A 13,262-nucleotide genomic window follows, 5' to 3' on the forward strand; every position below is an offset into this window, starting at 1 on the left:
CGATCCTGGAAAAGGAAAGCCGGTTGGCTGAGCCATGGCACCGGCGGCACCAGCAATTGCATCTCAACACCCACCGCGATCTTTCTTCGCTGCCTGGTCTCCCCTATCCCCCCGGCACCCCCGCCTTTCCGCACCGGACGGTCGTCATCCGCCACATGAATGATTTCAGGGAGGAAAACCGGCTGCCGGTGCAGTTTGGCGTCGCTGTCGAAGAGATTGCCTTCAAGGGCGATCACTGGGCGGTACGGACCAGCGCTGGCCTGCGGCTGGCCCGCAATGTCGTCGTCGCCACCGGCCGCGATAGGCAGCCGTTCATTCCCGAATGGAAAGGCATGAAGGATTTCGTCGGGCGCATCATCCATTCGGCGGATTTCGGTGACGCACAGGCCTATGCGGGCCAGAAAGTGCTGGTCGTCGGCGCCGGCAATTCGGGTTTCGATGCGCTCAATCATCTGGCCGGCATAGACACGGCCGCCATCTGGCTGTCGGCCCGCAGCGGTCCCGCCCTGCTGCCCAAGCGCATCGGCAAGATCGCCGTGCACCGGCTTTCGCCGTTCATGGCTCGCTTGCCGTTGCGGGTCGCCGACGCGGTGATGTCGGCGACGCAGCGCCTGGCTTTCGGCGACCTGACCAAATTCGGCCTGCCGCCCGCGCCTGCGGGCGGCGCCAGCCGCCTGACCTCGGATTACACCGCGATCGCCGCCGACGATGGCGCCGTCAGCGCCATAAAGGCCGGCAAGATCACCGTCGTACCCGGCATAAGGGAATTCACCCGTGACGGCGTGATCCTGGCCGATGGCAGCCTGATCTATCCTGACATCGTCATTGCCGCGACAGGCTACCGCACCGGGCTGGAGCCGATGGTCGGCAAGCTCGGCGTGCTCGACGCCAAGGGCGTTCCGCTCTTCAACGGCGGGCAAGCCGATCCGAAATTGCCCGGTCTGTGGTTCACCGGCATGCGGCCGAGCATTCGCGGCTGCTTCGCCAATGCCGGCATCCTGGCCAAGGCGATCGCCAAACGGATTGCAGGGTCGGCCTCGCACCAACCCGGCGCATCACGCTGATTTGGGTTCCAGCCGCCGGAAACCGACGGCCTCCATCAGCATGTCCTCTTCCACCATGCCGGCATTGTGCAGGGCGAGCAGGTTAAGCGCGATTTCCCGCGCGTCGGCGGAATCGGGATGTGCCTCGCGCCGCCGGCAGGCCTCGTCGAACACGCGCTGCAGCTTGGCGATATCGGCTGGCTTGAGCAAGCCACGGTCATAGACGGACTTCGACATGGCGATCTCCTGATAAAGACCTAGGGCGCCATGTTTAAATTGCCAATCTTTCCCGAGGCTTGACCGACTTCACCCCATGCCGCGACTTCAAAGGGCGGCAGCGGTGCAAATCTGCTCCGCTGCTGCGCCCCATGCTGGAGGCAATCAGACCGCGATCTTGCCGCCGCCCTGTCTGGTGATGGCGACCACCGACGGCCGCACCGGCATGTCGGGCTTGAAGTCGGGCCAGCGCGTCGACAGATCCTCATAGTAGGACGGGCGGCCGAACGCTTCCCAGTCCTCGCCGCCATCGCCCGGATGCTGGACGGCGACGAAGGCGGTCTGGTCGTCGGGCGCAAACAGCGGACCGCACATTTCGGCGCCGATCGGCACGCGGAAGAACAGTTTCGAGGTTGCCCGCGCCGCCCCTTCCGTGTCCACCGCCCACAGACCATCCGTGCGGCCGGTGGCTTTCGGGCCTTGGCCGTCGGTTGCGACCCAGAGACGCCCGGCCGAATCGACCGCGCAATTGTCGGGCATGCCGAACCAGCCATTGGCCGTCGTTGCCGTCGAGAAGGTGGCGCCGACATCGGCAACCGCCGGATCACCGCATTTCAGCAGCACTTCCCACTTGCCCTTGGCGGCGGTGAAATCACCGCCGTCCTCGGCGATCTCGATGATGTGGCCAAAGGCGTTTTCGGCGCGCGGGTTGGCGGCGTCTACCTGGTCGGCCTTGCGCTTCGAATTGTTGGTCAGCATGACATAGACCTTGCCATTGACGGCATTGGGCTGGATGTCTTCGGGGCGGTCCATCTTGGTGGCACCGAGCAGGTCGGCGGCGCGGCGCGTCTCGATCAGCACGTCGGCCTGGCCAGTGAAACCGTTTTCAGCCGTCAGCGGTCCCTGGCCGAAGACGATCGGCAGCCATTCGACCGTGCCATCTTCGGCGAACCTGGCGACATGCAGCGTGCCATCATCGAGCAGGTCCCTGTTGGCGGCATGATCGTTCGGATCGAACGCGGCCTTGGTCACGAACTTGTAGACATAGTCGAAGCGCTCGTCGTCACCGAGATAGAAGACGACGCGGCCGTCCCTGGCGACAATCGATTCGGCGCCCTCATGCTTGAAGCGGCCCATGGCGGTGCGCTTCCTCGGCGTCGAGGTCGGGTCGTTGACATCGACCTCGACGATCCAGCCGAAGCGGTTGGCCTCATTGGGCTCCTTGGCGAGGTCGAAACGCTCGTAATGCGCCGCCCATTCATAGGCGCCTTCGGGAATGCCGAGACGCTTGTAGTTCGCGGCTTCCTTGTGGCCTTCCGGCAACTCGCCGGAGAAATAGCCATGGATGTTCTCCTCGGCCATCACATAGGTGCCCCAGGGCGTGACGCCGCCGGCGCAATTGTTGAACGTGCCGAACACCTTGGTGCCGGACGGATCGGCATTGGTCTTGACGCGGTCATGGCCGGCAACCGGACCGGACAGCGCCATTTCGGTGTTGGAGGTGATGCGGCGATTGAGCTTGCCGTCGCGCACCACCTGCCATTTGCCTGATGTCTTGCGGATCTCGACGATGGTGCCGCCGTGAGCTGCCATCTCGACATCGACCTGCTCCTTCGAGAGGGGTGCGACTTCGGCCGACTTCTTGCCGTCCTTCTGGACGATCTTCACGATGCCCGGGAACATCAGATGCGGATTGGTGTATTCGTGGTTGACCACCAGCAGGCCATGTTCGGCCGAGCCGTCGATGGGGATGTAGCCGACATAATCGTTGTTGTAGCCGAACTGTTTCGCCTGGGCCTCGGCCGACTGTTTCGTCGGGTCGAAGTCGGGCGAATCGGCAAACAGCGGATCGCCCCAGCGCAGCAGCACATCGGCATCGTAACCCGGCGCGACGTGGTGCTTGTCGTCGATGCCGGCCTCGAGTTCGTCGAACGTGAAGGCCGAGCCTTCAGCGGCCCGGGCCTCGTCGGCGCTGATCAGCGCCAGCGGGCTGACGGTGGCGGCGATGGCCGAGACAGCCAGCGAACCCTTGAGGAAGCCGCGGCGCGAGAACCGCGCGGCGATGATCTCGCCCATGGTGCGGTTGTCGGAAGCGTTGATGGCCGGGCCGTCGTTTTCCTCGAGCAGGCTGGTGCGGAATCGGGTGTCGGGGGAGCGAAGGTCAGTCATGGCTTGCCTCTGGCTGTTGGATTGGCTGGAGCGTGGGTACCTGTTTGACCCCCTTATAATCGCCGGATCACATTTTCGTGACATCGGGAGACCTTTCAGACGCGACAGGCATTGCGCGCAGCGCTGGCTAAGCATTCCCGCAGACCGTGAACTGCTCCAGAATCGCCGGTTCGAGATGAAAGGAGACCTTAGGCGGCATCTTGGCCGCGCATCCCGCGACGGCGGACGACATCAGTCGTTTGCAAAAAACAGATCAACGGGCAACTGCACCCTCGACAAGTCACCTCCGCCGCCCCCGGCGGAGGTGACTTGATGTTCGGCGTCTGCCGTCGTCAGGCATCGGGAAAGCCAGTCTCCCGTTTAGCGATGGCGGTCACGGCGCCGTTCATGCGAAGCTAATGTAGCATATACTTGGGACTTTAGTCCAACCTTGCGCTTGCAATGGTCCTGGTTGACAACCGCAACGGTCGGAGGTCGCTTCCGGGCGCCGCGTCTTTCGGCAATGTTGGTTGCACTGCAACGTTGGGGTGGGGCGCGCCGGACTCAGTCGTCGGAGATCAGAATGCACAGATCGGTCACGACCCGTTTCACGACCCGTTGTTGCCGGCTGGCGCTCAAATCGGCAGCGGCGCTGGTGTTGACGATTGCGCCCTATCAAATTGTCCTGGACGGCTCCGTTTCCGGCATCCACACCGCCAGCGCATACGCCAAGGGTGGCGGTAACAGTGGCGGCGGTGGTGGTGGCAACAGTGGGGGCGGCAACGGCGGCAATTCCGGCGGAAGCAATAGCGGGAACAGCGGCAACGGCAATGGGAATAACGGCAACAGCGGCAATAACGGCAACAACGGCAAATCAGGATCCAGTCAGGGTAAGAGCGGGAGCCATGTCAATGCAAAGACCGGTGACAAGGTCGACGTGACCGGCAACAAGATCACAGTCAGGCATCCCGACGGCATAACGGAAAAGCTCGAGAACGGTCGTTTCAGCATGAAGGACGCTCTCGGTCGCACGATCATCGACCGCCAGGCCACGCCGGCCGATGCCAATCGTCTCAAGGCCTTGTGAAGCTGGCCAACAGGCAACGGTCAGCTTTGCACGTCACCTCCGCCGCCCCCCGGCGGCGGTGACCTCGTTTCCGGCCGGCATCGTCCCGGTTTTCGGCACCGCAATGGCTGCGGTCCCGAGGCGCGACGCGCTTTTGCGCAATCCGGGACGGGAAACCGCTGCGCATTTCCCCAGACCTGACCCAAGCAGTTCTAGAAAAAGTGTGAAGCGGTTTTCCCGGGAAATGCGCGTAGCGCTTTTCCCTTGGGAATTGCGTCAAAACAAAGAGTTAGAGCAGCTCGCCGTTTCCGTGAAACGGTGAAATGCTTTAGGAGGGCCTGTCGCGGTCGCGCCACTCACGCATCATCAAGGCCGCTTCGGTGCGATTTCGCACATTGAGCTTCGACAGCACTCCGGTCATGTGATGTTTGACGGTCTTCTCCTGCAACTCAAGCCGCAAGGCGACTTCCTTGTTGCTCAGCCCCTCCGCCACCAGCCGCAGGATTTCCGTTTGCCGATCGGTGAGCTGCCGCAGCCGTTCCGCCAAGCCGTCGGTCGGCTGCTGGGACTGGAGATCCGAAAGCAGCCGGGCCGATAGTGTCGGCGAGAGATAGCTTTCGCCGGCTGCGACATTGCGCAGGATGTCGGCGAGGCCGCGCGATCCGACGCCTTTGAGGACATAGCCATTCACCCCTGCGTTCAGCGCCTTGGTCACATCGGCATTGGCCTCCGAGACGGTCAGCATGACGATCTTCTGGGCGGGATGGTTGGCGAGGATGCTTGCGACCGCGCTCAGCCCGCCGCCCGGCATCGAGATGTCGAGCAGCAAGATGTCGGGCCGCATCGTCGCGGCGAGGCGTTCGGCATCCTGCGCCGTGGCGCCCTCGCCAACCATCTCGAAGCCTCCGATCTCCGACAGGCTGCGCGTCACACCTTCGCGAAAGAGGGGATGATCGTCGACAATGGCAATGCGAATGGTCCCAGTCATGCTTGCTCCTCGACCGACAGACGGATCACCAAACGCGTACCTTGCGGCCCGGTCAAGGTTTCGAACTGTCCGCCAATGCTTTCGACCCGTTCCCTGAGGCCGGCGAGCCCGAGGCCCTCGACCCGTGCCGTCGGATCGAAACCCGGCCCGCGGTCCGACACTTCGACAAAAAGCCTGCCACCTTTCATCCCGGCACTCACCGCCTGATCCTTGCCTAGCCCGTGGTGATAGGCATTGTTCAGCCCTTCCTGGACGAAACGATAGATGCTGATCTTCTCGGAGGCGCCGGGTTCAGGCAACTGTCCGGCCAGCGTCAGCGTCACCGACGTTCCCGTCCTCTGTTCGTGTTCCTTGACGGCCAGCCGCAGAATGTCGGTTGCGGCAGCCGTCTCGATCTGCGGCAGGACAAGGCCGGTGCAGATGCCGCGTATTTCGCGCATCGCATCCTCCAGCGTCTTGCGAATCATCGTGACCTCGGTCGAGCGGCTTGCGCCTGAATGGCCATCGCTGGAAAATATCGGGCTGTCCATGCGCAGCGCCGCCAGGGCCACGAGTTGGGCCGGGCCGTCATGCAGGTCGGCGCCGATGCGGCGCAGATATCTTTCGTTGAGCGCGGTGGCGCGGCGCGAGGCCTGTTGCACGCGCAGTCGCAAGGCACTGTTTTGCGCCACCAGGCCCTGCAGTTCCGACACCTGGCGGCGCAGCGCCCCACGCTGGTCGTCGATGGTGCGGCTGCCGCGCACGACGATGCCCGACAGGAGCAGGAATGCCGCCAGGGTCGCGCCGGCCACGATCAGCCAGCTCGACCACAGAGCGGAAGCCAGGGTGGCCTGGAAATCGTCGGCGATCTCATAGAACTCGGTAACCGCCACCACCTCGCCCGACCAGGGCTCGCGCACGGGATTGTAGATCTCCAGCAATGGCAAGCCGGTCGCCTTCTCCTCGCTCTCATCCTCATCGAAAGTATTGAATTCAGCGACGACATTGCCTTCGAAAGCGGAACGCAGATTGTCGCTCGGAGCGAAGCGGCGGCCGATCAGGGCCGTCTCCTTGGCATAGAGGACCGTCCCGTCGCGGCGCCAGAGCATGAACGATTCGAGGCGCTTGCCGAGCGCGCCCTGGCCAAGCGTCTCGTCCAGCGCCTGCTTGACGGAATCGCTGAGCTCCTGCTCCTTGCGCAAGTCGGGAAGCAGCGGCGCAATCACGCTGTCGACATAGAGCGCCGTCGTGGCGGCCGAATTGCGGATGACGCCCTCTCTGATCTGCGCCGTCACCCAGGCGCCCACCACCAGCATGACGGCCAGCAGGCCAAAACCGCCGGCAACGACGAATTGCAAGGCAAGAGAGAGTTCGCTCCAGCGTCGCGTCAAGTTCTGCAGAATACGAATCATGAACCCCTGACCGCCCTTCAATCGACTGGCTGGACGATGTCGGTACATTGAGCCTCCGTCTTGCCATTGCCAAGAGCTTCGTTTGGTCGAGCGCTTGACGTCCCGGCGCGCTTCGGAAACAACGTCCGCGACACATGCGGCGGGAGCCGCGTCGAGAGGGGACGGAACGTTGAGTTTTTCGGGACTGCTGCAGCTCGGCTTTTCAACGGTCATTTTCCTGCTGGCGGCGACAGCCGCCAAGCAATGGGGCCTGGCGCCGAGCCTCGGCAAGATCGCGCTGACGCTGGCGCTCTATTCGCTGGGCAATTTGATCATGCTGCGGCTGATCCGCGAATTCGGCATGTCGGTGTCGTTCAGCCTGTCTGCCGTCATCCAGCTGGTCTCGGTGAACGTCGTGGCACTGGTCTTCTTCGGCGAGCGCGTCAACGCGCTGCAGGCGACCGGCATCATGCTGGCGATCGCCGCAGTGGCGCTGATCACGCTCGGACCCTATCTGCAAGGCCGGCTGTAACGGGCGGATTGCCGATGAAGAATGCCGCGAACGCTTTGCTCAACCGGGTCGAATTCCCGGTGCTGCTGGCCGGCTTGGTCATCGCGGCCGGCCTTTGGGGATTCGAGGAGCTGATGGAGATGGCGCGCGCCACCACCCCGCACGCCTTCGACACCGAAATCCTGCTCGCCTTCCGCCAGGCGGGGCGGCCTGACAGCCCGATCGGCCCGCTGTGGCTGCAAGGGGCGATGCGCGACATCACAAGCCTTGGCAGCGGCAGCGTGCTGGTGCTGATCGTGACGGCGGTAATCGTCTATCTCCTGCTTATCCGCAGGCCGGCGACCGCCCTTTTCATCTTCGTGGCGGTGGCCGGCGGTCAGGGGCTGTCGAGCCTGCTGAAAGCCGGAATCGACCGGCCGCGCCCCGAACTCGTCTCGCATCTCGTCAACGAAACGACGCTGTCTTTTCCCAGCGGCCACGCCATGCTGTCGGCGGTGACCTATCTGACGCTCGGCGCGCTGGCGGCACGCTTCCTGCCCGGTCGAACGACGAAGATCTATGTGCTGTCGCTGGCGGTGCTGACGACGCTGCTGGTCGGCATCAGCCGCGTCTATCTCGGCGTCCACTGGCCGTCGGATGTGCTGGCCGGCTGGTGCGCCGGCTTCGTCTGGGCGATGCTGTGCTGGCTCGCTGCCCGGACGTGGCAGCGATGGCGTGGGCAGCACCCGGACGGCGAGACTGGAGACTAGATCAGCCGGTTGATCAGCCCGTGCCCGCAGCCGGCCAACAGGAAAACCGCCGACAGCAAGGCTGCCGATGTCATGAAAGTCTTGAAGATATTCAACCGCGTTACTCCCTGCCCAGATGGAAGACCTTAGCGCAATCCCGGGAAAGTATCTAAAAATGGTCAGTCAGGCGCCGCCCCTTACGTCTCAAACATTCATCCTAATGCTTGAAACATCAGAATAATGATATTATACCTTACTCCTGCAGACTCAGACGGGGATTCCGGCCGATGATCACTGCCGCGCAGATGCGCGCCGCAAGGGCGCTGGCCGGCATCGATCAGAAGACGCTCGCCGAGCGCGCCGGCGTTTCGCTTCCGACTATCCAGCGCATGGAGGCGAGCGATGGCGTGGTCAGGGGCGTGGTCGACACGCTGATGAAGGTCATCCAGGCCCTCGACGAGGCCGGGGTGGAGCTGATCGGCGAGAATCAGGCCAGCGAGCGCGGCGGCCGGGGCGTGCGCCTCAAGCCTGCCGTGCCGCCGGATCCCAAGGCTGAGCCGGCATAAAGTCGCGACGGCGACCGCCGACAGCCCTGCCGACGATCCCGCCGCCTTTCAGGGTGCGAAAGGCAGTCCATGGATCAGACGCAGCGGGCAGGGCATGAACCGGCCCACAGATCGGCCCAAAGGTCGGCAAAGCCGACATTTTCCGAATTGTTCACGCCAAAACTCGTGACGGTCTGGCGCGAGGGCTACACGTTCGCCGACTTCAAGGCGGACGCCATTGCCGGGCTGACGGTGGCCATTGTCGCGCTGCCCTTGTCGATGGCCATCGCGATCGCCTCGGGAGTCACGCCCGAGCGCGGCCTCTACACCTCGATTGTCGGCGGCTTCATCATTTCGGCGCTCGGCGGCAGCCGCTTCCAGATCGGCGGCCCGGCCGGCGCCTTCATCGTGCTGGTGGCCGCGACGGTTGCCCGGGTCGGTATCGACGGGCTGCTGCTGGCAACGATGATGGCAGGGGGCTTCCTGCTCGCCATCGGCTATCTCCGTCTCGGCACCTACATCAAGTTCATTCCCTATCCGGTGACGGTCGGCTTCACCGCCGGCATCGCCGTCATCATCTTTTCCGGACAGATCGTCGAACTGTTCGGGCTGAAGCTTGCCGGCAAGGAGCCCGGACCGCTGGTGCCGAAGCTGATCGCGGTCGGCGAGGCGGCCGGCACCATCAACCCGGCGGCGATCTTGGTGGCGGTGTTGACCATCGCCACCATCGCCGGCCTGAAGCGCTGGCGGCCGACATGGCCCGCAATGCTCATCGCCATCGGGCTGGCATCGCTGGTCGTGGCGCTTCTCGCGCTCCCGGCGGAGACGATCGGCACCCGCTTTGGCGGTATACCGCGCAGCCTGCAAATGCCCGCTTTGCCGCCGATCAGCCTGGACCGGATGATTGACGTGCTGCCGGATGCGATTGCCTTCGCCTTGCTGGGCGCCATCGAATCGCTACTTTCGGCGGTGGTCGCCGACGGGATGACGGGCCGCCGGCATCGTTCCAACTGCGAACTGGTGGCGCAAGGCTTCGCCAACATCGCATCCGCCCTGTTCGGCGGCATTTGCGCCACCGGCACCATCGCCCGCACGGCGACCAATGTGCGGGCCGGCGCCCACGGACCGGTTTCGGGCATCGTCCACGCCGCCATCCTGCTCGCCTTGATGCTGGTGGCGGCGCCGCTCGCCAGCTATATCCCGCTCGCCGCCCTGGCCGGCGTGCTGGCGGTCGTGTGCTGGAATATGTTCGAGAAACAGGCCTTCGCCACCTTGCTGCGTGCCTCGCGCGGCGATGCGCTGGTGCTGATGGCGACCTTTCTGCTCGTCATCTTCCGCGATCTCACCGAAGGCATCGTCGTCGGCTTCGTGCTGGGGTCGATCCTGTTCATCGACCGCATGGCCAAGTCGATTGCGGTCGAGGCCGATCAGCCGCTGGTGCAGGAGGATGTCGCCGACAGCACCAAGGCCTACGATGCCAGCGAGGCGACCGACGCCGACACCGTCGTCTATCGCATTTCGGGCGCCTTCTTCTTCGGCGCCGCATCGACCGTCGGCACCGTGCTCGACCGCATAGCCGACCAGCGCAGGAACTTCATCCTCGACTGCTCGGCCGTACCGTTCTTCGATTCGACGGCGGCCAACGTCATCGAAGGCGCCGCCCACAAGGCGAAACGCGCCGGTGTCCGCTTCATCATATCAGGCGCCGCGCCGCAGATACGACGCATGCTGATCACCCACGGCGTCAAGCGCCCGCTGGTGACCTACGCCGCCTCGATCAAGGATGCGCGGGCGCAGCTGAAAGGGAAGCTGGAGGCGGGATAGGGGCCGGGATTTGCCGGCCGGTGGCCATTGTCAGGACAAGGTGTCCACCTGTTGAATGCCAACTTCTTGACGTTGAGCTGACTCACGCACGGCGCGACGTGAACAACCGCACTGCGCCTCTTTTTGGTCATTTCGAGAACCAACCTCCGATTCCGAAAGCTGGCATCCATCCACGTTGCGCCGCCAATGCTCAATCCTCGGTGAGCATGAAGCGATCCTGTAATCGAATTATTGACGAAATGTCGTTATAGATTCTATTATATCCCCAAGTGAGGTATCCCATGCTCTACAAGCTAGAGGTCGAAAACTTCTTCTCCATCCGCGATCCGCAGGTGCTCGACCTGTCGGTGGATGGAAAAGTGCCCGATCCTGAAGGCCGTTATGCCCCCATCTTCGAGGGTGCGGACGTGCGCGCGCCGAAGGTCGTCGCCCTCTATGGCGCGAACGCCTCGGGTAAAACGACGGTGCTGCGCGCGCTCGAATTCGTCGTGACGATGATCCGCGACAGCGTAGCGCGCACGGTGCCAGGCTTCGCTGGCATCGAGCGGTTCAACGACGTGGAATCCGGCAGTCGGCCGATCCGGTTCGCGATCGAGCTGGGCGGCATCATAAACCTGACGCCGGAAGTCTTTCAGCGCGCCACGAGCGGCGAAAAGGTCGAGCAAGGCACTTACCGCTACGAACTGGAAATCGAACTCAAAGAAGGGCTCGCGGTGCGGATCGCGTCCGAGTCGCTGCGCCAGAGGCCGAACGGCCAAGGGAAATGGCAGCGCGTCTATGAGCGCGATGCCGAGGGCAAGGTGAAGGACTCTAAAACCTTCAGCCTCTCGGGCTTCCAGCACCTCGTGAAGACGCTCGCCGGCAATCACACGGTGCTGTCATCATTCGCGAAATTCCAGCACCCGACCGCGCAGCTTCTTGTGGATACGGCGCGCAAGGCCTTCTTCCAAATTGAGCCTGTGCACTCCTTCGTCGATCGCGACGTGATCGACTATCTAAAGAACCAGCCCAACGTCGTCTCGCGGCTGAAGGATGAGCTAAGCCGCATAGATGTGGGTGTGGAAGGGATGCGCTTTCAGCATACGGACAACGGGCCGCTGCTGCTGTTTAAGCACGCGGGTCTTGCGGTCGAAATGCCTTGGCTGATGGAAAGCCACGGCACGCGGGCCTTTATCAAGATGTTCCCTTTCATCATGAGCGCACTCGATACCGGCGGAATCGCCGCGATCGACGAAATGGACGCGGCCATTCACCCGAACATGCTGCCCGAGCTGGTGCGCTGGTTCTATGCGGCCTCGGGACGTAACAAGTTCGACGCGCAGCTATGGCTCTCCTGCCATTCGGCCTCGCTGCTCGATGACCTCAACAAGGAGGAAATCGTGATCTGCGAGAAGGACCGGCAGGGCCGCAGCCACCTTTACAGCCTCATGGACGTGAAGGTGCGCCGCGACGAGAACCATTACCGCAAATATCTGAGCGGTGCATACGGCGGGGTTCCACACCTCGGATGAGCCGTCGTCGCCCGCCAATATCGAGCTTCGCCGTCCGGTTTATATTGGCTGCGAGGGAGCGTCAGAAGTCGGTTATGCCGGCTTTCTGCAAGATCTGATCCGCGATGCCAATTTGCCGGTGCACCTGCACGTTGACGAATTGGGGCCGGGGACCGGCGATCCGCTGTCGCGTATCGAGATGGCGGTGCTGCGCCTGAAGCTGCTCCAGAGAAAACGCCGTGCGCCCGCGGAACGCTTCGCGCTTTTGGATTTTGACCAGGCCGAGCGCGATCCGCAGCGCGCCGAGCGAACGCGCAAGCTCGCGGCCGACAACGGAATCACGATTCTCTGGCAACGGCCCTGCTTTGAGGCAATGCTGCTGCGCCATCTGGAGGGCAAGGCGGCCAACCGCCCGCCCGATACGCCGGGGGCGGTTAAGGCGCTCGAAAAGGAATGGCCGGAATACAAAAAGCCCATGACGCGCGCCAACCTGGCGCGCCGGATTAATCGGGATGCCGTCCTGCGGGCGGCAGGTGTCGAGGCCGAACTACAAGCCTTGCTCCGCAGTATCGGGGTGCTCTAGCGATCGGGATACGCGACTTCCGCGCTGTATGGTCGCCGGCGGCGGTGAACCGGTGGCGACGGAAGCTTCGCCACAAGCACGTCCCGAACCGGACGTTCCGCTCCCGGCCCAAAGGCGAGATCAAAATATCTGCTCGGCAATGTCGGCTATTGGCGCTTGGCACAAGGTGGGCCGATCCGGGGACGTCGTTAATTGGCCACGATACGATCCTCGCCGACTAACGACAGTCCATCGGCCGTTGGCGAACGTCTCGCAGCTCTGCCCTGAGGCGCCGATCATGGCTCTCAATCGAGCTTCAGCGCCACAACCTCGCCTTCGTTCATCAACGGCACATAAAGGATCGACTTGCCATCGGTGCCGATGTCGGCGCTGCCCGGCTTGAACTGCGCCACCACCTCCGGCGCGCCGCCCGCATGATAGCGGTAGAGCGTGCCGGTCATGTAGGCGGTGGCGTAGATGGTGTCGCCGATGGCTACGACGCCGTCGAGATCGGCGAATTTCTGGGCGGCCGGCAAGGGCGAAACCACCTTGCTGGCGATGTCGACCGACAGCAGGCCGCCAAGCTCCGTCGTGCTGAAGTCGGGCTTGATGCCCTTGCCCCAGGAGGCGACGATCAATCGGCCGCCACCGGCAAAGACGCCGTTGGGCGAAGCCAATGCCCCGTCCTTAACGAACAGCTCCGGCCGGTCGCCATCGATGCGGTAGATGGCGTCGGCCAGCATCTCGGTGCCGAACGCGGTCTTCCTCAAC

General features: G+C 63.4%; 12 protein-coding genes and 1 pseudogene. 8 read left to right on the forward strand and 5 right to left on the reverse strand.

The features are described from left to right. The coding region (locus EN925_RS05670) for an NAD(P)/FAD-dependent oxidoreductase (RefSeq protein WP_164894142.1) at positions 1 to 1,064 on the forward strand (1,064 nt) is incomplete at its 5' end. Here EN925_RS05670 and EN925_RS05675 read toward each other — a convergent pair. Both EN925_RS05675 and EN925_RS05680 read right to left on the reverse strand, forming a co-directional pair. Further along, complete coding sequence (locus EN925_RS05675; protein WP_013528677.1) at positions 1,056 to 1,280, reverse strand: hypothetical protein; 225 nt, start codon at positions 1,278 to 1,280, stop codon at positions 1,056 to 1,058. The two genes, EN925_RS05670 and EN925_RS05675, sit on opposite strands and share 9 nt — an antisense overlap. Positions 1,281 to 1,424: 144 nt before the next feature. Then, positions 1,425 to 3,428 carry a PhoX family phosphatase gene (locus EN925_RS05680; RefSeq protein WP_127368940.1) on the reverse strand — a complete coding sequence of 668 codons (2,004 nt, stop codon included), beginning with the start codon at positions 3,426 to 3,428 and terminating at the stop codon, positions 1,425 to 1,427. A gap of 562 nt (positions 3,429 to 3,990) precedes the next feature. On the opposite strand from EN925_RS05680, the gene EN925_RS05685 reads away from it, so the two are divergent. Beyond that, the gene (locus EN925_RS05685) at positions 3,991 to 4,494 is read left to right on the forward strand and encodes a hypothetical protein (protein WP_127368939.1); all 504 of its coding nucleotides are present in this window, start codon (positions 3,991 to 3,993) and stop codon (positions 4,492 to 4,494) included. Positions 4,495 to 4,801: 307 nt separating this feature from the next. Here EN925_RS05685 and EN925_RS05690 read toward each other — a convergent pair whose 3' ends face one another. Together EN925_RS05690 and EN925_RS05695 are read right to left on the reverse strand one after the other, a co-directional pair. Next, positions 4,802 to 5,461 (reverse strand): response regulator transcription factor, encoded by a 660-nt coding sequence (locus tag EN925_RS05690; RefSeq protein ID WP_013528674.1) that lies wholly within the window; start codon positions 5,459 to 5,461, stop codon positions 4,802 to 4,804. Continuing rightward, positions 5,458 to 6,852: a sensor histidine kinase gene (locus EN925_RS05695; RefSeq protein WP_127368938.1), complete on the reverse strand. Its 1,395-nt coding sequence runs from the start codon at positions 6,850 to 6,852 to the stop codon at positions 5,458 to 5,460. Before EN925_RS05695 ends, EN925_RS05690 begins: the two co-directional genes overlap by 4 nt. A gap of 169 nt (positions 6,853 to 7,021) precedes the next feature. On the opposite strand from EN925_RS05695, the gene EN925_RS05700 reads away from it, so the two are divergent. The 6 genes from EN925_RS05700 (at position 7,022) to EN925_RS05725 (ending at position 12,512) form a co-directional block, all read left to right on the forward strand. Beyond that, positions 7,022 to 7,363 carry a hypothetical protein gene (locus EN925_RS05700; protein WP_013528672.1) on the forward strand — a complete coding sequence of 114 codons (342 nt, stop codon included), beginning with the start codon at positions 7,022 to 7,024 and terminating at the stop codon, positions 7,361 to 7,363. A 14-nt stretch (positions 7,364 to 7,377) separates the two neighbouring features. Continuing rightward, positions 7,378 to 8,091, forward strand: coding sequence for a phosphatase PAP2 family protein (locus tag EN925_RS05705; RefSeq protein WP_128336403.1), 714 nt, complete (start codon positions 7,378 to 7,380; stop codon positions 8,089 to 8,091). A gap of 266 nt (positions 8,092 to 8,357) precedes the next feature. Then, positions 8,358 to 8,636: a helix-turn-helix transcriptional regulator gene (locus tag EN925_RS05710; protein WP_013528670.1), complete on the forward strand. Its 279-nt coding sequence runs from the start codon at positions 8,358 to 8,360 to the stop codon at positions 8,634 to 8,636. A 69-nt stretch (positions 8,637 to 8,705) separates the two neighbouring features. Then, positions 8,706 to 10,439, forward strand: coding sequence for a SulP family inorganic anion transporter (locus EN925_RS05715; protein ID WP_127370244.1), 1,734 nt, complete (start codon positions 8,706 to 8,708; stop codon positions 10,437 to 10,439). A gap of 281 nt (positions 10,440 to 10,720) precedes the next feature. Continuing rightward, positions 10,721 to 11,950, forward strand: coding sequence for an AAA family ATPase (locus tag EN925_RS05720; protein WP_127385256.1), 1,230 nt, complete (start codon positions 10,721 to 10,723; stop codon positions 11,948 to 11,950). After that, a complete protein-coding gene (locus tag EN925_RS05725) occupies positions 11,919 to 12,512 on the forward strand; it encodes a hypothetical protein (protein WP_127370052.1) in 594 nt (197 codons plus the stop codon). Before EN925_RS05720 ends, EN925_RS05725 begins: the two co-directional genes overlap by 32 nt. A 284-nt stretch (positions 12,513 to 12,796) precedes the next feature. Here the strand turns inward: EN925_RS05725 and EN925_RS05730 are convergent. After that, positions 12,797 to 13,262, reverse strand: a pseudogene (locus EN925_RS05730) (ATP/GTP-binding protein); the annotation flags it as partial.

The sequence above is a fragment of the Mesorhizobium sp. M7A.F.Ca.US.006.04.2.1 genome (assembly GCF_004022915.1).
In the GTDB taxonomy this organism is placed as follows: Bacteria; Pseudomonadota; Alphaproteobacteria; order Rhizobiales; family Rhizobiaceae; genus Mesorhizobium; species Mesorhizobium ciceri.

Excerpts from the sequence above, each read along its gene's own strand:
- EN925_RS05680 (WP_127368940.1), bottom strand. The coding sequence starts at position 3,428 with ATGACTGACCTTCGCTCCCCCGACACCCGATTCCGCACCAGCCTGCTC.
- EN925_RS05710 (WP_013528670.1), top strand. The coding sequence starts at position 8,358 with ATGATCACTGCCGCGCAGATGCGCGCCGCAAGGGCGCTGGCCGGCATC.
- EN925_RS05675 (WP_013528677.1), bottom strand. The coding sequence starts at position 1,280 with ATGTCGAAGTCCGTCTATGACCGTGGCTTGCTCAAGCCAGCCGATATC.
- EN925_RS05685 (WP_127368939.1), top strand. The coding sequence starts at position 3,991 with ATGCACAGATCGGTCACGACCCGTTTCACGACCCGTTGTTGCCGGCTG.
- EN925_RS05695 (WP_127368938.1), bottom strand. The coding sequence starts at position 6,852 with ATGATTCGTATTCTGCAGAACTTGACGCGACGCTGGAGCGAACTCTCT.
- EN925_RS05705 (WP_128336403.1), top strand. The coding sequence starts at position 7,378 with ATGAAGAATGCCGCGAACGCTTTGCTCAACCGGGTCGAATTCCCGGTG.
- EN925_RS05690 (WP_013528674.1), bottom strand. The coding sequence starts at position 5,461 with ATGACTGGGACCATTCGCATTGCCATTGTCGACGATCATCCCCTCTTT.
- EN925_RS05715 (WP_127370244.1), top strand. The coding sequence starts at position 8,706 with ATGGATCAGACGCAGCGGGCAGGGCATGAACCGGCCCACAGATCGGCC.
- EN925_RS05720 (WP_127385256.1), top strand. The coding sequence starts at position 10,721 with ATGCTCTACAAGCTAGAGGTCGAAAACTTCTTCTCCATCCGCGATCCG.